The 19,874-nt window shown below is 41.7% G+C and carries 17 protein-coding genes; 7 read left to right on the top strand and 10 right to left on the bottom strand.

The window, feature by feature from the left end; all coding sequences use genetic code 11:
* Nucleotides 1-129 precede the first annotated feature (129 nt).
* From ACM0OP_RS05970 to ACM0OP_RS05955, 4 genes are read right to left on the bottom strand one after another with little or no spacing between them, the layout of a single operon-like run.
* A complete protein-coding gene (locus ACM0OP_RS05970) occupies nucleotides 130-1,029 on the bottom strand; it encodes a succinate--CoA ligase subunit alpha (protein ID WP_414527479.1) in 900 nt (299 codons plus the stop codon).
* Between the two features lie 57 nt (nucleotides 1,030-1,086).
* Entirely contained in the window at nucleotides 1,087-1,860 is a 774-nt protein-coding gene (locus ACM0OP_RS05965; protein WP_414527478.1) for an ABC transporter permease, read from the bottom strand.
* Nucleotides 1,853-2,782 (bottom strand): ABC transporter ATP-binding protein, encoded by a 930-nt coding sequence (locus ACM0OP_RS05960; RefSeq protein WP_414527477.1) that lies wholly within the window; start codon nucleotides 2,780-2,782, stop codon nucleotides 1,853-1,855. Before ACM0OP_RS05960 ends, ACM0OP_RS05965 begins: the two co-directional genes overlap by 8 nt.
* A 44-nt stretch (nucleotides 2,783-2,826) precedes the next feature.
* A complete protein-coding gene (locus ACM0OP_RS05955; protein ID WP_414527476.1) occupies nucleotides 2,827-4,053 on the bottom strand; it encodes an ATP-grasp domain-containing protein in 1,227 nt (408 codons plus the stop codon).
* A 715-nt stretch (nucleotides 4,054-4,768) separates the two neighbouring features.
* On the opposite strand from ACM0OP_RS05955, the gene ACM0OP_RS05950 reads away from it, so the two are divergent.
* On the top strand, nucleotides 4,769-6,493 hold the full coding sequence (locus ACM0OP_RS05950; RefSeq protein WP_414527475.1) for a hypothetical protein: 1,725 nt from the start codon (nucleotides 4,769-4,771) through the stop codon (nucleotides 6,491-6,493).
* Nucleotides 6,494-6,505: 12 nt separating this feature from the next.
* Here the strand turns inward: ACM0OP_RS05950 and ACM0OP_RS05945 are convergent, their stop codons facing one another.
* Entirely contained in the window at nucleotides 6,506-7,495 is a 990-nt protein-coding gene (locus ACM0OP_RS05945; protein WP_414527474.1) for an HNH endonuclease, read from the bottom strand.
* Nucleotides 7,496-7,745: 250 nt separating this feature from the next.
* Between ACM0OP_RS05945 and ACM0OP_RS05940 the strand changes: the two genes are divergently transcribed.
* Nucleotides 7,746-9,098 carry a histidine phosphatase family protein gene (locus ACM0OP_RS05940; protein WP_414527473.1) on the top strand — a complete coding sequence of 451 codons (1,353 nt, stop codon included), beginning with the start codon at nucleotides 7,746-7,748 and terminating at the stop codon, nucleotides 9,096-9,098.
* Between the two features lie 524 nt (nucleotides 9,099-9,622).
* Complete coding sequence (locus tag ACM0OP_RS05935) at nucleotides 9,623-10,879, top strand: dihydroorotase (RefSeq protein ID WP_414527472.1); 1,257 nt, start codon at nucleotides 9,623-9,625, stop codon at nucleotides 10,877-10,879.
* Between the two features lie 38 nt (nucleotides 10,880-10,917).
* Here the strand turns inward: ACM0OP_RS05935 and era are convergent, their stop codons facing one another.
* Both era and ACM0OP_RS05925 read right to left on the bottom strand, forming a co-directional pair.
* Nucleotides 10,918-11,892: a GTPase Era gene (era, locus tag ACM0OP_RS05930; protein ID WP_414527471.1), complete on the bottom strand. Its 975-nt coding sequence runs from the start codon at nucleotides 11,890-11,892 to the stop codon at nucleotides 10,918-10,920.
* Nucleotides 11,893-12,082: 190 nt separating this feature from the next.
* Nucleotides 12,083-12,979, bottom strand: coding sequence for an alpha/beta fold hydrolase (locus tag ACM0OP_RS05925; RefSeq protein WP_414527470.1), 897 nt, complete (start codon nucleotides 12,977-12,979; stop codon nucleotides 12,083-12,085).
* Between the two features lie 232 nt (nucleotides 12,980-13,211).
* Here ACM0OP_RS05925 and ACM0OP_RS05920 point away from each other — a divergent pair, with 232 nt between their 5' ends.
* On the top strand, nucleotides 13,212-13,976 hold the full coding sequence (locus tag ACM0OP_RS05920; protein WP_414527469.1) for an armadillo-type fold-containing protein: 765 nt from the start codon (nucleotides 13,212-13,214) through the stop codon (nucleotides 13,974-13,976).
* Between the two features lie 289 nt (nucleotides 13,977-14,265).
* On the opposite strand, the gene ftsE is transcribed toward ACM0OP_RS05920, so the two are convergent.
* The gene (ftsE, locus tag ACM0OP_RS05915; RefSeq protein ID WP_414527468.1) at nucleotides 14,266-15,024 is read right to left on the bottom strand and encodes a cell division ATP-binding protein FtsE; all 759 of its coding nucleotides are present in this window, start codon (nucleotides 15,022-15,024) and stop codon (nucleotides 14,266-14,268) included.
* A 49-nt stretch (nucleotides 15,025-15,073) separates the two neighbouring features.
* Nucleotides 15,074-15,826: a WecB/TagA/CpsF family glycosyltransferase gene (locus ACM0OP_RS05910; protein WP_414527467.1), complete on the bottom strand. Its 753-nt coding sequence runs from the start codon at nucleotides 15,824-15,826 to the stop codon at nucleotides 15,074-15,076.
* A 505-nt stretch (nucleotides 15,827-16,331) separates the two neighbouring features.
* Between ACM0OP_RS05910 and ACM0OP_RS05905 the strand changes: the two genes are divergently transcribed.
* Nucleotides 16,332-17,051: a response regulator transcription factor gene (locus ACM0OP_RS05905; RefSeq protein ID WP_414527466.1), complete on the top strand. Its 720-nt coding sequence runs from the start codon at nucleotides 16,332-16,334 to the stop codon at nucleotides 17,049-17,051.
* 3 nt (nucleotides 17,052-17,054) lie between these two features.
* Here the strand turns inward: ACM0OP_RS05905 and ACM0OP_RS05900 are convergent, their stop codons facing one another.
* Nucleotides 17,055-17,204 (bottom strand): hypothetical protein, encoded by a 150-nt coding sequence (locus ACM0OP_RS05900; protein WP_414527465.1) that lies wholly within the window; start codon nucleotides 17,202-17,204, stop codon nucleotides 17,055-17,057.
* Between the two features lie 27 nt (nucleotides 17,205-17,231).
* Here ACM0OP_RS05900 and ACM0OP_RS05895 point away from each other — a divergent pair, with 27 nt between their 5' ends.
* Together ACM0OP_RS05895 and ACM0OP_RS05890 are read left to right on the top strand one after the other, a co-directional pair.
* Entirely contained in the window at nucleotides 17,232-18,905 is a 1,674-nt protein-coding gene (locus tag ACM0OP_RS05895) for a SpoIIE family protein phosphatase (RefSeq protein ID WP_414527464.1), read from the top strand.
* Between the two features lie 3 nt (nucleotides 18,906-18,908).
* The gene (locus ACM0OP_RS05890) at nucleotides 18,909-19,334 is read left to right on the top strand and encodes an ATP-binding protein (RefSeq protein WP_414527463.1); all 426 of its coding nucleotides are present in this window, start codon (nucleotides 18,909-18,911) and stop codon (nucleotides 19,332-19,334) included.
* The last annotated feature ends 540 nt before the right edge of the window (nucleotides 19,335-19,874 follow it).

Raw genomic sequence — 19,874 nt, 5'->3', positions numbered from 1 at the left:
AATTGATTACTCTCCTATCAGTAGGTCAACATAATTAAACATAAAACCTTGACGATATAGATACCCGACTTCTTGAAGGAAGTTGGGTATAAGGATTTTAGAGAGTTTTTGCGTAAGTCATGAAACAAATTAGTGATTCTTTTCAACTAATTTGATTCCCTTTTGAACTAATTCTGGAATCAGAGAAGGACGTTCAGCGACTGGAATTTTAGCTTCTTGAAAAGCAGCTAGTTTACTTTGTGCTGTGCCAAAATTAGGGTCACGTCCAATGACTGTGGCTAAAGTTCCAGTTTGTCGCCAATTTTTAGCTGGTGGTGCGTGTCTACCTGCAATGTAGGCAATTACTGGTTTATCAATTGCTTCTGTAATATAGCGTGCTGCGGCTTCTTCACTATCGCCCCCTGGTTGACCGACTAAGACAATGGCCTCTGTGGTTTCGTCTTCATCGAGAATTTGCAGCCATTGCAGAAATGATGACCCCACGATCGCATCACTACCAATACTGACACTAATTGATTGCCCTAAACCTGCTTTGGTCAATTCCCACGCCACTTCATAAGTCAGGGTACTGCTGCGACTGACAATCCCCACGGGGCCAGGTGTATATAATTCACTAGGTTGACTACCTAAGAGAATTTTTCCCGGTACAATAATTCCCGGACTGTTCGGCCCTACTATCAAGGTTTCCCCGGCTTCGGCTGTGCGGAGTAATTGCACCATATCCAAGGGTGGTACACCCCCAGTGATAATAATAATCTGGCTGATATGGGAGGCGATCGCCTCTAAAGCTGCATCTAAAACTTGGTATGGGTGTACGCAGATAATCGCCGTGTCAATTGTGCCAAACTTCTCCACCACCTCCTCCACCAAATCAAATATCGGCAGATTATAGAATTGCTGTCCACCACATCCGGGATTCACACCAGCAACCAAATTTGTTCCATAGGCTTTCATTTGGGTAATATGAGTTGCTGTAATAAATTCCGAAAAGCCCTGGATTAATACTTTGCTGTCTGGTGTTAAGTTCATAAAAATTTGTGGTAAATGGGGCAAATTACAGAATAAGTTTATTATTACTTATAAGAATTAGTAGCCTCTTAATATTCCTTGTTGCTTGGCTTTGCCTTCAGCTTGACGAAATATCCATAATCCTACGGCAAAATATACTGCGCCATTGATAAAAGCTATTAATAATTTGGTTAAATTCAAACTTTCACCTCTAGCCATTAAATCACGGAGTAATTCAGCACCAGGAGTCATGGGAAGGAATGCTGCTAAAATTCTGGCTGATCCTGTCCAATTTTCGGTGGGTATGGTTAGTAAAAATAATAACGGAAATTGCGTCAGACCTAAAAGTTCTTGCAGACGTTTAAAGATTAAAGATAACGACCCCAATGCAAAAGCAAAACCATTAGCCCCTAAGACCACAGTAACAAAAGGGAAAAGCAATGTGGGAGGAAAGTTGAGACGGCTACCTGTTAGGATCATGATGATCACCAGAATGCCGAATATTTGAACTATCTGCAAACTCAAATCAGCCAACATTCGCATTAAAAAGACCTTAGTAGCACCATAGCGTGAGAGAAAAAGTTGTTCTAAAGTCCCAGTTTGGGCTTCTATTTGCAACTCTCCCGCCAGACTAGCTAGAATGAATGACGTTAAAGTCCAAAGCACGTAGCCAATAACAATAGAGTCGAGGCGATCGCCTAATTGAAAAGCATCACCAGAGACATAACGAGAACTTAAGAATAATCCATAAAATATGGAAGTAAACACAAAAATCCGGCCTATTGACTGTAGAGGATAACGAATGGATATAATCCAACTACGGCGCAATTCCGCTAAAAATAATTTAAGCATCTTGATTTCTGCCTTTTCTAATTATCCGCAAAAAGATTTGGGTGAGGTTCGCTTGCTCTTTTTCCAGAGATGATATAGGCAGAGGTTTGATTATATCAAGGATTTTGTAAAGTAATTCCGGCTGGGATAAATGGATAATTTGTGTGTCTTGAACTACTGTACCGAGATTTTCTAAGGCTGAGATTCGTGCATCATCAAGGACAGTTTCTACCTGAATTTTGTAACCAGTTCCAGAAAATTGGCGAATTAATTCACTGGTGGATAATTCTGTGATAATTTCCCCTGATTGAATAATTGCGACTCTATCTGCAAGTTCTTCAGCAATGCTGAGTTGATGAGTGGTTAGTAAAATAGCACAACCAGCAGCAGCAATTTCTTTGACTAAAATTTTGACATCTTCTGTGGCTTCTACGTCCAATCCTAAAGTTGGTTCATCTAATAATAATAGTTGGGGTTTATGAACTAAAGCCACAGCAAATGCTAACTTCTGCTGCATTCCCCGTGAAAGATTTTCCACTGCTGTTTGGCGTTTAGACATCAGTCCAAATCTATCTAAAAGTGCTAAACCCGACCTAGTAGCTTCTCGACGGCTAAGTCCTTTTAATACACCAAAATATTCCAAATTCTCTTGGGGAGTTAATCGCCAGTAAAGGTTACGATTTCCTTCAAGTACAGCGCCTAAATTTTGTAACGCTGTGGGGTTACGATGGGGATCAGTACCAGCAATTTTTACCCAACCCGCATCAGGCTGAATTAATCCAGCAATCATTTTAATGCTAGTGGTTTTACCTGCGCCATTGGGGCCAAGAAAAGCCAATACTTCATGAGGATGAATATTTAGGGAAACATCTTTGACAGCTGTAATCATCTGTTTACTTTGACTAAAAGTTTTTTGCAGCTGATGAGCTTCTAATGTTTTCATAAATAATTACAGTGTTTTTTTTGGAGGAAATCTGAAAAATTGTCTCAAACTTTTTTATGGCCGGTTAGTTTCGCCAAATGCACAGCTGCGGCGACGGCTTCATCTAAATTTTCTACTACTATGAGAGTATCCGTGTCAGTCTCGACACTGGCTAAAAAATTCTGCGCCATATTAAATTCTGACCCCGCAATCCGTACCACCAAGCGGGGAAAATGGGAATCGCGCCGGGTTCTGCTGCTACCTCTGACAGTGGTTGATTTGGTTTCCGGGTGTTCTGGCTGGACAAAATTACGAATAATTGCTGTGACTTCTTCTGTTTGAGGTACACTACCCAGAAGATTCAGTAGTATTACTTGAATGCTTTTGTCAGCAGCTAAGATGTTCAAACCTTTGGCGAGGCGATCGCAGAAAGTCGTAGGGGAAACATCTGTGAGAAAAGCATGGCGCAGATTTAGACAACTCCCAGCCTTACCACCCACACTGGTAACTAAATCTAAGGTAGCCATCATGGAACCCGTACCATTACCTAAAATCCCTATTTTACCGTGTAGGTCTAAACCATCCCAATCCCCCAAGTGACGACTCATGGAACCTCTGCTATCACGGTTAGCTATTTTTACAGCTATTTCTGCTAAATCGGGATGGCGACCAATGGCGCGTTCGTTGATACTGACTTTCCCGTTCAAAGCCATGACTTCACCCGCAGCATTCACCCCCAAGGGATTAATTTCCACCAAGTCTAAATCTTGCTGCACAAATAAATGATACATTTTCTCCACAACGCAACTAACAGACTGCATTAATTTACCTTGTAAACCCATTTTTAACGCCAGTCGCCGCGCATAAAACGGGGAAAATTCTTGTTCCACCACCACATGATGCATTTTCTCCCCTGCGGCCTCCCAATCAACATCGGCTTCTGTGCAACCTAAAAGCACTGGTCGGCAGACTGCTGTATCTAAAACTACTGCTACATAAAATTCTTGTGCGCTAATGTACTGAGATTCTGCCAGTAAAACCTCTGGTAACTCCCGTCCAATGGGCAAATTAAACAGAGTTTGTGCAGATGCGATCGCATCAATAGTTGTTTGCACAAATCTGACTCCCCCAGCCTTTGCTCTTTCCCCCGCATACACCTGAGACTTCAATACAATGGGATAGGGAATTTTTAACCGTTTCAAATCTGTAGGATGGTCAATTCGTTGGGAAGGCAATACGGGAATACCTATTTTGCCAAACCATTCTTTAACTTGATATTCTAATAAATCCATTTACTTGCACCTTGTATTTACACTGCCAATAGCATTTATCTGGTGCTGTTTTAAACTTTTAATAGCACTCTATAGTTACACAATTTAGCTTTGTTCATTTAAATAAGTAATTTATTTATTATGTAGTAATTCTATCGGATGCAGTGAACTCTGCCCATATTCTATTTCCTAGATATTTTATACCATTTTTATCTAAATTTGCCCAAAAACAACCCCACTTTAACCTCTGGCTGGGCTAAAGTCTAGGCACAAATCATTAAATTCATTGAAATACCTAGCCAAAGTCTATCTTATCGCCTTTTTACCCTGGGGTCATCTACCCTGCACCCAAAGATATGAGTGAATTAGACTACCACAGGATTCCTCTTTGATTTCTGCACAACTCAAAAACCTGATGATGTTGTACTGAGATTTTCCAACCATAGTGCAGGCTGTGTGAATATACAGCAGATTACATTCCTATCCAACCGTAATTATACTGACGGAGATAGCCCCGACATCTGAGATAATTCCGCACTATTCCCCAAGAAAATTCAGTAAATTCTATGTAAACTGTGATTCCCATTTCTTGAGTGATCAACTATCATGGTGTTGAATTATGTACAGTGCCACATAAGCTAATTCTCAAATCATAGGTGGCGTGCAAAATTCCGCTCTGGGATTTTTAGCTTGCATAGATAAACAAAACAATATAGAAAATCAGTAGTAATACTCCATGAAAGTAGCAGTTCCACAGCAAGACTTACAACTTTTAGCCCTAAGTTTGCAGCACGAAGTTGAGAGCAAAATACCTTCTGGTGACACTTTCCAAATTAAGTGTGTTGTTAAAAAAGATGAGTTACTGATTTTAGCTCAACATCCAGTGGGTGTGACTGTTAAGACTGAAGATATTTTTGTATTACTGAAAAAAGCCCTCCAGTCGTCACTGACTGAAAGAGAGCAACCTGTACAATGCTTTCTCAAAAAATTGGGGGAAGAACTACCTTATGCTAAATGTTCTTTCATCATCCAGCAACGGGAAAAAGGGCGTTCATCCATACCTCTGTCTTCTTCTCTCACCTATAATCCGCCTATTGTAGAGGATGAACCAGAACCAGAGTTTGAGGTTTGGGTAGATACACCGGATTCATTAATTACCGAGCCACAATACCCCGTGAAATTCCTGCTGCTAGGGATAACTATTTTGGGGACTTTTATTTTTGGTAGTGGATTTTACTTGCTGAGTCGTCCTTGTGTGGTGTCTGAGTGCCAAGAAATGCGGACTGCGGAACAATTAAAACGGGAATTGCCAAAGATGATCCGTAGTGCTAATTCCGCAAATGAATTAATAGCAATACAACAGCAACTAGATACAGCTAGCAGTGATTTAGGAAATATACCTTTTTGGTCAGGGCGTTACAAACAGGGTGAGCAGTTACAAGCTAGTTTATCTATGCAGTCAAATCAAATTCAGCAGGTGGTGAAAGCTTTTGAGGCGGGTGATATAGCGGAGAAAAAAATGCCCCCGACGGGAAATAATCTCAGAGAATTACAAGAAATGCAACATTTATGGCGAGTGGCGATCGCATCACTGGAAGCTATATCCCCTACTAGTGAACTACAGAGCATAGTAGAACCGAGACTATCAAAATATCGTGTGAGTTTGCAATCTATTAATCAGGAATTTCTGGGAGAAGAACAATGGCTCAAAAAAATCAATGATGCTAAGGCTGTGGCTATTGTTGCTCAACAGAGGTCAATGGGGGCTACATCCTTAAGTGAATGGCAAAAAGCCCAGGCTACTTGGCAAATAGCCATGAATGCTTTAAATATTATTCCTAGCACTAGCCCCGCATACTCAGAAGCACAAAACCTGTTATCAGAGTATCAAACCCAACTAGCACGGACACGCGATCGCACCACCAGAGAAGAAATAGCTGCCAGAAATTATCAAGAAGCGATCAACATGGGTAATCAAGCCCGAACCTACGAAGAAAAGAATCAGTGGCAAATAGCAGCACAATACTGGTCGCAGGGGTTAAAAACTGCTCAACAAGTTTCTCAAGATAGTTTTTATTACCATCCATCTCAGAGACTGATTCAACCTTACGCCACGGCTTTTCAACAAGCAGAAAAACAAGTCCAAACCGTAACTCGTTTGGAAGACATTCGTTATGACTTGGATGACATCTGTACTAGAGAAGTGCGGGTTTGCACTTTCACCATCAATAATACAGGAATTGCCGTATCACTTACCCCTGACTATGAACATCTGATCTACATGACATTATTATCTAGAGACACAGAAGATACTACAAACCACTGGGATATTTTACAAGAAGCTCTAGGCAGAGTAGGCGATCGCGTCAATCTCCCAGTATTTATTTATGATACCCAAGGTCAGGGATTACATACTCATATACCCGTAGCTGGCAATAATAAAGTTTACACTACTAATTAAACGCACATGATATCAAGAACCTTCAATTAAGGCTGGTTGAGGTTTGGTGAGATTTTCCAAAGATGTAGCCAATTCTTCACCAAAACCACCTGCTTGGGTATGGCGCAGTAATGATTGAATAATTGGCATAGCAATACTTATACCAAATAGAGAATTAAAACCTGCGACCACTACTGGCGCTGATAATAAAACTGTAAATTCTGGGAATAAAGCTAATACAGCCACTAAAACCAAAAAGACAATTGGTGTAGCTATACCGGCAGTTTTTGCCGTTTCTAAAATTAAACTTTTATACTGTTCAACGGTAATATCACCGCGATACAGATCCAATGAGTATGAAATGGCTGTAACTACAACTTGAGTGAGAACAGCAGTTCCTGTGGCTGTGATCCCCAGTTTAGCAATTGTGGCAGAATTGCTGATGATAGAATCCACCGCATTATAAACTCGAATATAAAACTGTTCGCCAACAGTCATCGCTGCTGCACCACGACGCAGATTATCCACACCTACTTCCCAAACAATATTATCAGCACCATTAGACCCACCTTGGGAGCGGGCAATAATATGACTACCGTGTTTGTCACTGAGAAATTCACGAATAGTTTGCTGGTTGGCTTCTAGTTTTGATGTCCCTGGAATTTTATCAAAGAGTTTCATCACATCTGCATCAGAGCGAGGAGAGTCGCCGACTCTCAAACCAGCACCATTTCTTAACCTATTAGCAATCTTTGGCATATCAACCGCTAAGTCAGTTGCTGTTCTGGGGAGATTTTGCAAAGCACCTGCGATCGCAGCACCAGACGTGGTGGCACCAATAGCAAATTTTTCCCAGTTTTTACTGAAGTTTTGCCAAGTCTGCTGACCTTTCTGTGCTACTACACTACTATTCTTGATTTCACCAACAACTTCTTCTATAGTGTCTGCTGTATTATTAGCAACTTGTTCAACTTTTTCTGTCAGGGCATTTACTGCCTTTTGAGCTTGGTTGATGAAATCCATATTGCTACATACCTCTTAGAGAATAAAATTATGGATAGCTGTGATTGTCTAAAACCGAATATTCTAGTCAATAATTCCAGGTTTCTAGTCAGGACTAAATTACAGTATTTTCACATTATTTCACATATTTAGCTTTATTCTCGCCCATTTAGTTAATATGTTTTTTAGGGTCAAGTGGTTCTAGTAAAGCAAAGTTGTTACCCCCAGTTTTTGGTAGAATTATACCTTTAGACATAAGAGGGGAATGCCGATGACTCGTGTCATCATTGTGCGCCACGGACAAAGCAGCTATAATACCGAGCGGCGAATCCAAGGACGCACCGATGTATCAAGGTTAACGGAAAAAGGTTGTGCAGATGCCAGTCAGGTAGGAAAAGCCCTCAGCAGTATTTCCTTTAGTGGTATTTATCACAGTCCTCTTCAGCGAGCCAAACAAACAGCCGAGATTATTTATAGTGAGTTAAAGAGTGATTCTCAGCAATCTGTAGCTCCGCAAAGTTCCGAGCAGTTGATGGAAATCGATTTGCCTTTGTGGGCAGAAATGCTGAGTGCTGATGTTAAGGAAAAGTTTAGCGAAGACTACCGCATCTGGAAAGAACGCCCCCATGAATTGCGGATGTTGGTAAAGGATGGAGCCGGAACTAAAGAACATTTTCCGGTGCTGGCTATCTATGAACAAGCGCGGTCATTTTGGCTAGAAATTTTGTCACGTCATCAAGGGGAAACCATCCTGATAGTGGCGCATAATGGCATTAATCGCGCGCTGATTAGTACCGCTTTGGGGATTCCTCCTAGTCGCTACCATTGTCTACAGCAATCTAACTGTGGTATCAGTGTGCTGAATTTTGCTGGTGGTTTAGGTGAACCAGTACAATTAGAATCGATGAATCAGACGCAACATTTAGGAGAAGTTTTTCCTTCTTTGCGACCGAATCATCAAGGTGTGCGGTTGTTATTGGTGCGTCACGGTGAAACCGAATGGAATCGCCAGACTAGATTTCAAGGTCAAATTGATATTCCTCTGAATGAGAATGGTAAAAAACAGGCGCAAACAGCTGGGGAATTTCTCAAAGAAGTGACTATTGACTTTGCAGTTAGTAGTTCAATGGTTCGCCCCAAGGAAACCGCCGAATTGATATTGGCTCACCATCCTAGTGTAAATTTAGAGTTACAAGATGGTTTAAGAGAAATCAGTCATGGACTGTGGGAAGGAAAGTTAGAAAAAGAGATTGAGGCAGAGTTTCCTGGAGAGTTACAGCGCTGGCGACTTGTACCAGCAGAGGTGCAAATGCCAGAAGGCGAAAATTTGCAGGATGTTTGGGAGCGTAGCGTTGCGTGTTGGCAATCAATTGTAGCCGCAGCTTTGGCTAAACAAGTTCAAACTGGTTTAATAGTGGCTCACGATGCGACTAATAAAACTTTGCTCTGTCATGTTCTGGGTTTATCAACAGAAAATTTCTGGAATTTCCGCCAAGGTAATGGTGCTGTGAGTGTGATAGATTACCCATCGGGATTAAATGGTTTACCAGTGTTACAAGCTATGAATATTACTAGTCATTTGAGTGGAGGGGTGTTAGATAAAACTGCGGCTGGAGCTTTGTAAATAAAGTAATTAATCTCTGGCTAAAATGAACTTAAACCACAGATACATAAGAAAAACACTGTTAATTTATTCTGTGGTTATATAGCAACCGCCAACGAGTTTAGGACGTAAGACCTCCCCCATTAAGGGACTACGGTGTACACAGAAGTTGGTAAATTCTCGTTTGTGTCATCAGACCCCACCCCTAACCCCTCCCCCTTCGGGTGATGCCTCCGGCACGCTACGCGAACACCAGTCGCCTACGGTGGGAAACCCGCCTGCAGCGCTGGTTCACCGCAAGCGAGGAGGGGAACCGGATTTAGAGTGAAATTGGGTTTTTAGGGCTGGAAACCCTTTTTGGCTCAGGATGTGTGTACACGGTAGCCTTAAGGACGGGGTTTATCAAGCCGAGATACTATTCGGGTCGGGTCTTAACCCAGTCCCCAGTCCCCAGTCCCCAGTCCCCAGTCCCCAGTCCCCTAGAAGGAAGAAGTTTAAAGCCACTTGGCAAATAAATAGTCGAAATAATCATAATTTAAAATTATATGTCGGAATTGCTACAACAGGTAAGGATAATTGACCCAGGTTTAGAAATTGACACAATAGGTGATGTTCTGATTAGTGATGGTGAAGTTCAATCTGTAGCTAATCAGATTTCCGATTTTAGTTCGGATACTGAAATTAAAGATTGTCGGGGTTTGGTTCTGGGTACTGGTTTAGTTGATTTGTATAGTCACTCCGGCGAACCTGGATTTGAGGAAAGGGAAACTCTCTCTTCGCTGTTACAAGGGGCTGCTGCTGGTGGGTTTACGCGCATCAGTATTTTGCCTGATACCTCTCCGGCTATTGATCATCCTGCTATTGTGGCACAGTTGCACCAAAGGGCTGGGGAAATGGTGAATATGCCCCATCTTTATATCTGGGGGGCGCTGAGTCTGGATTTGGCTGGGAAGCAGTTGACGGAATTAGCAGATTTAGCTGCTGTTGGTGTGGTGGGTTTTACGGATGGTAAGCCTGGGGAAGGTTTGGGATTTGTGCGTCGGGTTTTGGAATATGTCCAACCTTTCGGGAAATCGGTGGCTTTTTCTCCTGGCGATCGCCTATTATCTGCTAATGGAGTTGTTCGTGAAGGTACTGAAGCTCTGCGTTTGGGTTTACCTCCTATTCCAGCTAGTGCGGAAACAACGGCGATCGCATCTTTGATCGAATTAGTCGCAGCCACGGGTACACCAATACATATTATGCGCCTCTCTACAGCTCGGAGTGTGGAACTAATCGCTTCAGCTAAGGCTGCGGGTTTACCAATTACCGCCAGCACCACTTGGATGCATTTATTACTGGATACTAAAGCTATTAAGAGTTACAATACAAGCCTCCGTTTAGACCCACCTTTAGGTAATGCCACTGATGTTGAAGCTTTACGGGAGGGAGTGAAAGCAGGGGTCATCGATGCGATCGCCATTGATCATGCAGGCTACACCTATGAGGAGAAAGTCCAAGCCTTTGCCGAATCTCCACCAGGGGCGATTGGTTTGGAGTTAGCATTACCTTTGTTATGGCAGAATTTGGTAGAAACTGGCAAATTTACAGCCTTACAACTCTGGCGGGCTTTAAGCACTCAACCAGCTAGATGTTTGCAACAGCAACCCAGTACAATTACTCCTCACCACAAAGCCGAACTCACCTTATTTAATCCCCAGGAAATCTGGAAGGTGGAAAAGAAAAATCTGCATTCACTGTCTCAGAATACACCTTGGCTCGGACAAGAACTCAAGGGGCGGGTTGTGCAAATTTGGGTATAGACGCAAGGCGTTTTTGAGGACTTAAGTCCTCACTACATTTATTCCTCTACACGGTAGCCTAACTCTGCTAAACTCATCCGCGATTGTCGCCATTTTGGTTGCACTTTCACGAACAATTCTAGATAAACTTTCCCATCAATGAGCTTTTGGATTTGTTCACGAGCGGCACTGCCAATAGCTTTCAGCATTGAGCCACCTTTACCAATCAGAATACCTTTTTGAGAATCTCTCTCAACGTGGATAGTGGCAAGTATGCGGGTAATAGCGGGAGTTTCTTCAACTAAATCAATGGCGATCGCCACAGAATGCGGAACTTCTTCCCGTGTTAACAGTAAAATCTGCTCCCGAATTAATTCACCCATAATAAACCGTTCTGGTTGGTCTGTTACCAAATCGGGGGGATAATAAAACGGCCCCGTTTCTAAATCTGCAATTAATAACTCTTGCAGTTCTGGTAATCCGGCGCTAGTCTGGGCGGAAAACTTGACTATCGGCCATTGTTGCTCTGCGGCTAAATTTTGATAACTTTGATCAATTAGTTCAAAATTTGACGGTTGTTGGTCAATTTTATTTAAACCCAAAATCACTGGGGTTTCCGTTTTCACCAGCAAATCAGCAATAAAGCGATCGCCCGCGCCACAAGCAACTGATCCATCCACCACAAACAAGACTACATCTACGGAATCAATCGCATTTTTAGCATTTTTCACCAGGACTTGTCCCAACTCATGATGGGGTTTATGGATTCCTGGTGTATCCACAAAAATTAATTGTGCTTCTGGAGTAGTTAAAATCCCCCGTAAACGATTGCGTGTAGTTTGGGCTATGGGAGATGTAATAGCAATTTTTTGTCCTACCAATTGATTCATCAAAGTAGATTTACCGACATTGGGGCGACCAATAATGCCGATAAACCCTGATTTAAATTCAGGAGGAGCCTGGGGGATAGATACCTCTCCTGAAAAAGAGAAGTTGTGATTATCAATACTAGTCACCTTTAGCTCCACCGTCATATATTACAGGTCAGATGAATTGATTCTTGTCTCAGATTCGCAACAAACATAATTTAACCCTGGCATTTTTAGGGATTACCCTTATATAAGTCTAATCTACTAATGACCTAGCTAGATGGGAGGCAGAATTTAGGCGATCGCTAATATCATAGAAAGAATTGCTCACACGCTCAGGGGATCTGAGCCTCTGCTAATCCAGCATCGGGAAAAATTGCCGAATTAAGCCAATGGTTACAGCCGGGAGTTCTAACTGAGGGGTTAATCCCACGTTTTCTAATTGTTGAAACACTCGGATAGCTTGGGGATTCTTTTGGGAAAGACGACGACCAATTTCGGGGCCAGTAAATTCTGACTGTTGTCCCCAAATTATGGCAGTGGGAGTTTTTAACTGTTGAATGTATAGAGACAAATCAAAACATAAGTCACCCCGCACAAAGGACAGGGCTGCATATTCAGCATTGGGTTGTTGAGCTGATTCTAGATAAGCCGCCACAATTTCCTCATAGATGCGATTAGATTGGGCAAATTGTCGTTGTTCTAAAAAATTCCGAATACCAAGGCTCGTGGCAATTCCAGTGCTGTATAGTAAGCGATCAACAATAGGAACACTAACTATCTGGGCGAAAACGCTGCGAGAGTAGTCTTGACCAAAATCGGAGAGTCCGGCTGGTGTAACTAAAATTAAGGATTGGAATAACTCAGGATGGGCGATCGCCACTCGAATTGTGAAGGCCGCAGTTAGCGAAGAAGCGATGACTTTCACCGGGCCAGTACAAGTTTGTTGGAGAAATTCCCGAATTGTCGTCAGATAATCATCAATCATATAGTTGCGGACTGGATGTTCTGACCTACCCCAACCTATTAAATCTGGTGCAAGAATACGATAGTCCCCAGCAAAAGCCGGATAAACCTTTGACCATTCATAGGCAGAAGATCCCCCACCAAAGCCGTGGAGAAATACCAAAGTCTCCTGTTCATTCTGTGCGCTCAAATCATCCTGCCAAGGTGAGCTAGTAGCAGTATAATAAACCATCTTACCCAGTGAGGTAATTATGGAGCGTTGTTCAAATCCTTGTGGTTGAAACATAAGTATTCATTAAATTTCTGTGATCTTGGCTGGAGTACGACCTAAGTGGATAGTTGCTTTTCTCCCAGCAGTATTAAACTGTGGAATGGAAACTTCCCACAATTATTATTATCGGTGCTGGAATAATTCTGCACCTCTAGCCTCCGTGAGATTAACATTTATCTCGCTATTTCTCGCACCAGTCCAGTTATCCTTATACATGAGTGATAATTTAATTAAGTAAGGAAAGACTATGGCAAAGGCTTCATATTCTTGGCAGCAATTGATCAAGGAGAGTCCTCATTGGTCGCTTTTACACAAGACAGGAAGCCCAAAGCAACGTACCTTCAAGCCTTTATCTGGGCCGGGAGGGATTCTGGGCTTTTTGACAATTATTGCGGCTATGCTGCTCTGGAACTGGAAACTACTCTTGGCGCTGATGGTTGGCGTTGGGGTGATGTTACTAGTTTACTCAATGCAGAAATGGGACTGGCAACTACGCTTGTCTCAGATTTGGCGGTTTGTCAACAGCCCCAATTCTCGTTTAGCCTTGGCGGTTGGTAGTGGCGGTGTTGCTACTGTTAGCACATACATGGCAGCTGCTATTTGGGTAGATTCGCCCAGTTCTTGGATTGCCACCGGTGCAATTGTCCAAGGTTTGGCAACTTTATTAACTTTAATTTTATTGATTTGGCACATTGTCAGCTTTTACGGCAACCAACAGCAAAAAAATCTCGATTCGTTATTGAGTAATTTAACAGATCCAGATCCTTTAAAGCGTTTGATTGCCATTCGACAATTAGCTAAAATAGTTACTAGTCGGTCAGTTGACTCTCAAATACAGCAAGATGTTGTTCAATGCTTGCAACTATTACTCACTCAAGAACGGGAAACTGTGATTAGAGATGCGGCTTTAGACAGTTTACAAGTTTGGGATAGCTGGCGATCGCTCCCATCCCATAAAGTTAAACCTGTCATCCCTTTATCCACAAAGTTAAAAGTCCCCATTTCTTCTTGACATAAGCGACAATATATGTAATTGCACAACCTTTGTAGGGAAAATTGATCATTCTCCCTACATTCTTTTTATTCTTTTTATATAGCTGGGGAGTGTGGGGAGTGTGGGGAGTGTGGGACGTGTGGGACGTGTGGGACGTGTGGGGAGTGTGGGACGTGTGGGACGTGTGGGACGTGTGGGACGTGTGGGAGGGACAGATTTTTAATATCCAATACCCAATACCCAATACCCAATACCCAATACCCAATACCCAATACCCAATACCCAGTCCCCAGTCACTAACCAAAATTCACACCTTTGGCGATTGGCGATAAATGCGCCCGTTACGCACTTGCACAACTGGATAATTGCACCGACGCACTAACTGTTCATCATGGGTAGTCACAATTACAGTTGCGCCAAAGCGATTTAACTTTTGCAAAATCTGCATAACTTGCCAGGAATTATCAGGATCAAGGTTTCCTGTAGGTTCATCAGCCAACAGTAAAGGAGGCGTACCGACAATAGCACGGGCAATACTGACTCGTTGTTGTTCTCCCCCAGAAAGTTGATCGGGAAAACAGTCGGCTTTACTGAGTAAACCCACTAACTTCAAAGTTGGTTCTAAACGCCGTTGAATTTCCTTACGAGTATACCCTTGAGCGTGTAAAACAAACTTGACATTTTCCGCCACTGTTCGTTGGGTAATCAGTTTGTAGTCTTGAAATATAATCCCAATCCGTCGGCGTAATTGTGACAGGCGATCGCCCCGCAAACTCTTGACATCCAATCCATCAACAATTACATTACCCTCTGTTGCCAATTCCTGACCATACAACAGCTTTAATAAAGTTGATTTACCCGAACCACTTGGCCCTGTAATAAATAAAAATTCTTGTGGTTTGATATCTAGATTCACATCTAATAGAGCCTGACAGCCATTTGTATAGGTTTTTGTCACCGAGCGCAATTGCACCATTGCACCTCTAGCATTACTATCAGGTTGATTCTGGGACTCTGCTGTCTGATTGGATTTATCAGTAGTATTTGGCGTTGTTAATACTGGCATTACAAAAGTTTCCTCATTGAGTCATACTCCTATTCCTCTTCCCAATTCTCTATATTGCACCCCTGGCTGTGAAACGATAAATAAACGCCTTCACAGCAAATTGCGGTAAAGCCAACATCCGCCGCCAACGCCAGGGTTCTTGATAAAGACGATACAACCATTCCAAATTGTTATTTCCTAACCAAGCCGGAGCGCGACTTTTAGTCCCTGACCAAATATCAAAGCTACCACCCACACCAATCCAAATCGCATCAGGACATAAATGACGGTTTTGGGCGATCCATAACTCTTGACGTGGTACACCCAAACCCACAAAAATTACTTGTGGCTGCAATTGGGTAAGTCTTTGTTTTAATTGTGCTTCTACTTCTGGGGTATGATAGCCAGAATAATTACCGACAAGATTTAAACTCGGTATTTCCTGCTGCCAAAATTCTGCGGCTTTTGCAGCTACTTCCGGCGCTCCACCGTAGAAAAAAACTTTTGTATCTGTCAGATGTTTTCCTATTTCTTGTAACAGGGTTTCTGCTAGCTCAATTCCCGGACAACGTTCAACTTTTTGCCAAAACAGCCATCGTAAATATAGAACTACTCCCGCGCCATCAGGAATTACCAGATCGGCCTTTTGAATGACTTCAGCCAGAATTGGATTTTGCTCTGCTTGCATAGTCATTTCTGCATTCAAGGTAACTACATGAGTACCTCTACTCTCTTGTAAGCATTCTATTAACCAGCCTGGATAGTTAGTTGTGACATGAACTGGTATTCCCAGTACCGAAAACACTTGCAGAGTTTTAAACATAGACTATCTTGAATTTGACTCATATCAGATTCTGTTGACCGTTAGTTTATCAAATTTTTTCATGGAGCAAAAAATAATTATTTGAACGTAGAGCAAAATACAAAAATTAGTTACCTCAGAAGATTTGACAATCACTTTGATCAATTGATGGTGATCATCGGATTTATCTATATAGGACTCCTATTTGATTTTTGAAAAAACTCCGTACACATTATTCTTCTTTCCCTGTTCCCTAAAACTAAAAAACTTTGTACCTCACGAGCATGGGAACTGCTATAAAAGACTAATTGTAACAAAACAAGTAAGTATGAGATGACCATAATTTTGGTAATATTTACAGCGATGTAAAGCCAAAATTCCGTTTTTAGGTCGTCTAGTGATTTCACAACTATATTGGACGTGTGAGGAATTTATTTTCCATAAATCACATTTGTCAACCTCCCTTGGTAACAGATGTGGTGAAGTCAATTTTGAAGTTTCAGTAATGTAACCTACGTAATGCTATATGAGTAAGATTCGGATTGCTCTGATTGAAGATCATGACCTCACCCGTGTAGGTATTCGGACAGCTTTATTACAAAAAGCAGAAGTTGAAGTGGTAGGAGAAGCTGCTAATGCGGTAGAAGGTCTGAAGATGTTAAAAAAAGTACAAGCCGATATTGCCATTGTGGATATTGGCTTACCAGACAAAGATGGGATTGAACTGACAAGGGAATTGAAAGCGCTGACTCCTGGGGATGATTCCGCAACCAAAGTTCTAATTTTGACTCTCCAGGATAACAAAGATGCTGTATTGGCTGCTTTTGCGGCTGGGGCGGACTCCTATTGTATGAAGGATATCAAGTTTGATAATTTACTGGAAGCGGTGCGAGTCACCTATGATGGTAATGCTTGGATTGACCCGGCGATCGCCCGAATTGTTTTACAACAAGCACAACAAAATCCCATATTAGGGGAAACCCAACCGACTCACCACCCAAGTCCTTTACCCAACGCAGAATCAGAAGCAGAATCTGAAAATATTAACGCTTATACCCTTACAGAAAGGGAGTTAGAAGTGCTACAGTTAATCGTTGAAGGTTGTAGCAATGCACTCATTGCCGAACGACTATATATTACTGTTGGCACAGTGAAAACACACGTTAGAAATATTTTGAATAAGTTATGTGCAGATGACCGTACCCAAGCCGCCGTGCGCGCCTTACGTTCTGGACTAGTGGGATAAAGTTCAACTTGAGCCGATAAACCATGAAACCAACTCCACCTGAGTGAAAAATCGGGAATGCATTGATCGCATCCCAGTGGGTAAATTCTCTTGAGAAACTAATTTTTCATCTTTGAGGTAATCAATGGGATAAAAATTGCCCAATTTCCCCATTTTAGTATCCCCCAACTCAAGTCAAATATGACTGAAACAGCCACGGAAAAATTGAAGCTCATGGTAGTAGACGATGAGCAAGATAACTTAGATTTACTGTATCGTACCTTTAGGAGAGATTTTCAAGTATATAAAGCTAATCATGCTTTGAATGCGCTAGAAATTCTAGACAGAGAAGGTGAAATGGCTGTCATTATCTCAGATCAAAGAATGCCGGAAATGAACGGTACTGAGTTTCTGAGTCTGACAGTGGAGCGCTTTCCGGATACAATTCGCATTTTACTGACTGGTTTTACTGATGTTGAAGATTTGGTAGCTGCAATTAATTCGGGTCAAGTCTTTAAGTATATCACTAAACCCTGGAGTCCTGAACGACTCAAAGTATTAGTTGACCAAGCTACAGATACCTATCGTCTAGTTAAGAAGCGTACCCGTGAATTAAGTCGCTCTTTGCGGCGAGAATCTTTATTTAATGCAGTAACTACAGCAATTCGGGAATCTCTGGATTATGACAGTATGCTGCAAAAGATTGTCACAACTATTGGCGAAAAATTCGCTACTACTTGTTGTTTACTCAGACCAGTAGAAGGCGATCGCTTAACAGAAGTAGAATTTTGTTATCAAAATCCTGATCCTAGACTACCGGATTTCTCCTACGATCCCAGTGTATTAATTGAAAAGATTTTGCAAACCCGTCACTATGAAATTAGTCAAGAAATACGTGACGGTTACAACTGTCAGCAGATGGTTGTTCCACTAGCCTACCAACAGCATTTGCTCGCCGTTCTAGCTATTTATCAATGGGGTAATCAAAAACCTTGGCAAGAAGAAGAAATTCAACTAATTGCAGGTGTAGCCGAACAAGCAGCTTTAGCACTTTCCCAAGCAAAACTTTACCAACGCCTCCAGGAAAAGCAAGCACAACTCAAGACTGAATTGGAAGTAGCGCGCAAAATTCAAAACAACCTGCTGCGCCAAACTCTACCGGAGATTACCGGAGGAAAAGTGCAAGCCTGTTGTTACCCAGCCCGTGAGGTGGGTGGGGATTTTTTTGAAGTATTTGTCCATCCCAAAGGCGATTTATGGCTAGCTGTGGGGGATGTTTCCGGTAAGGGTGTACCGGCTGCTTTATTTATGGCTAGTGCAATTTCGGTATTACGGCGGGAATTAGCGCAAGAAACACCAGCCGAACCCAATATAGTTGTACATCATCTCAACAACGCTCTTTATGACGACTTAATGAGCAACAATTGTTTTATTACTCTCGTCTTGGCTCGTTATACTCCCACAAATAAAGACCTAGTTTATGCTAATGCTGGTCATATTTATCCCCTGCTGTGGTCAAATAAAACCAATGTAAATGTTAACCCTAATTATTTGACAGTGCGGGGCATTCCCATAGGTATTTTACCTCAATGGCAAGCCCAGTCAGGTCATTTAGTTTTAGATTCTGGTGATACCTTTCTCTTAGCTAGTGATGGCATTACAGAATCAATGGTATCGGATCAACTATTAAATCAGAAAAAAAATGAGGATAGCGGACAACTAATCAGCCGTTCTATGCTCAATCAAGAAGGACTTTGGCAACTTTTACAGACAGAACCTCAACCCCTTTCTTTAGAAAATTTACTAGCCCGCATTCAGGCAGATAACTACATTCAAGAAGATGATCAAACTATACTCTCATTGGAGGTTTTGTAAGCAATGAAAAGTGAGCTTCATGTACCAAGTGACCTGAATTATTTAAATATCGTTGAAACCTGGTTATTAGGATGTTTAAAAATTCATCTCAAAGAATCTGTTGATTGGTCAAGACAATCCAGCCGTCTGCGATTAGCTTTAGTGGAAGCATATTCTAATGTAGTGCGTCATGCCCACAAAGAACAGCCTACCTTACCGATTTTACTGCGTTTAGAATTGAAAAACCGAGATATTGCTATAGAAATTTGGGACTATGGCGAAGGCTTCGATATGTCTACCTATTTTCCACCTAATCCCGAAGATAAACAAGAAGGTGGTTATGGATGGTTAATTATGAACCAACTGATGGATAATGTCGAATATCAGTTACAAGTTAATGGTGGAAATTGTCTTAAGTTAGAGGCTACTTTACCAGAGCTTATGAGTTGATATCTACATTGCTTGTTAGCATAGTTTGTCAGTATTTAAAAGTATTCTCTACGTTTACTTACAAATAAGTCTGTTGATTCTCAAACTTGCCGTAAGTCAGCGAGAAAAATTTAATATATTTGAACAAATGTATAGCAACCGCCAAGGACGTTAGGACATAAATTGATCATAAAAGTTATACACCGAAAGGCTTTTACCCTACTCCCTACTCCCCTAATTCTTCCCCACACTCCCCACACTCCCCACACCTCCCCCACTCCCCACTCCCTACTCCCTACTCCCCACCTATAAATAAATTGTAGGGTGATTATTTAACCTCCATTGAGGCAAAAAACACTCTACATTAAATTCTCTTAACTATACTTATAAATCCTCACACAGAATTACTAACTACTGTGAGCCGATAGAACCTTGATTATTAATATGGTGTATGGGGGTTTTAAATGATTCCCAAAGCTCAAGGAAGAATACAAGTAAATCTATGAATTTTAATAAATGTTAATAAACTTAATAACTTTTGCTAACTTTATTTGATTTAGT

Origin of the sequence: Nodularia chucula CCY0103, assembly GCF_963923915.1 — a bacterium.
Classification (GTDB): Bacteria; Cyanobacteriota; Cyanobacteriia; order Cyanobacteriales; family Nostocaceae; genus Nodularia; species Nodularia chucula.
Note: the sequence above shows the minus strand (reverse complement) of the source record. Positions and strands in the feature narration are given on the sequence as shown.

Excerpts from the sequence above, each read along its gene's own strand:
- ACM0OP_RS05970 (WP_414527479.1), bottom strand. The coding sequence starts at position 1,029 with ATGAACTTAACACCAGACAGCAAAGTATTAATCCAGGGCTTTTCGGAA.
- ACM0OP_RS05965 (WP_414527478.1), bottom strand. The coding sequence starts at position 1,860 with ATGCTTAAATTATTTTTAGCGGAATTGCGCCGTAGTTGGATTATATCC.
- ACM0OP_RS05960 (WP_414527477.1), bottom strand. The coding sequence starts at position 2,782 with ATGAAAACATTAGAAGCTCATCAGCTGCAAAAAACTTTTAGTCAAAGT.
- ACM0OP_RS05955 (WP_414527476.1), bottom strand. The coding sequence starts at position 4,053 with ATGGATTTATTAGAATATCAAGTTAAAGAATGGTTTGGCAAAATAGGT.
- ACM0OP_RS05950 (WP_414527475.1), top strand. The coding sequence starts at position 4,769 with ATGAAAGTAGCAGTTCCACAGCAAGACTTACAACTTTTAGCCCTAAGT.
- ACM0OP_RS05945 (WP_414527474.1), bottom strand. The coding sequence starts at position 7,495 with ATGGATTTCATCAACCAAGCTCAAAAGGCAGTAAATGCCCTGACAGAA.
- ACM0OP_RS05940 (WP_414527473.1), top strand. The coding sequence starts at position 7,746 with ATGACTCGTGTCATCATTGTGCGCCACGGACAAAGCAGCTATAATACC.
- ACM0OP_RS05935 (WP_414527472.1), top strand. The coding sequence starts at position 9,623 with ATGTCGGAATTGCTACAACAGGTAAGGATAATTGACCCAGGTTTAGAA.
- era (WP_414527471.1), bottom strand. The coding sequence starts at position 11,892 with ATGACGGTGGAGCTAAAGGTGACTAGTATTGATAATCACAACTTCTCT.
- ACM0OP_RS05925 (WP_414527470.1), bottom strand. The coding sequence starts at position 12,979 with ATGTTTCAACCACAAGGATTTGAACAACGCTCCATAATTACCTCACTG.
- ACM0OP_RS05920 (WP_414527469.1), top strand. The coding sequence starts at position 13,212 with ATGGCAAAGGCTTCATATTCTTGGCAGCAATTGATCAAGGAGAGTCCT.
- ftsE (WP_414527468.1), bottom strand. The coding sequence starts at position 15,024 with ATGCCAGTATTAACAACGCCAAATACTACTGATAAATCCAATCAGACA.
- ACM0OP_RS05910 (WP_414527467.1), bottom strand. The coding sequence starts at position 15,826 with ATGTTTAAAACTCTGCAAGTGTTTTCGGTACTGGGAATACCAGTTCAT.
- ACM0OP_RS05905 (WP_414527466.1), top strand. The coding sequence starts at position 16,332 with ATGAGTAAGATTCGGATTGCTCTGATTGAAGATCATGACCTCACCCGT.
- ACM0OP_RS05900 (WP_414527465.1), bottom strand. The coding sequence starts at position 17,204 with ATGGGGAAATTGGGCAATTTTTATCCCATTGATTACCTCAAAGATGAA.
- ACM0OP_RS05895 (WP_414527464.1), top strand. The coding sequence starts at position 17,232 with ATGACTGAAACAGCCACGGAAAAATTGAAGCTCATGGTAGTAGACGAT.
- ACM0OP_RS05890 (WP_414527463.1), top strand. The coding sequence starts at position 18,909 with ATGAAAAGTGAGCTTCATGTACCAAGTGACCTGAATTATTTAAATATC.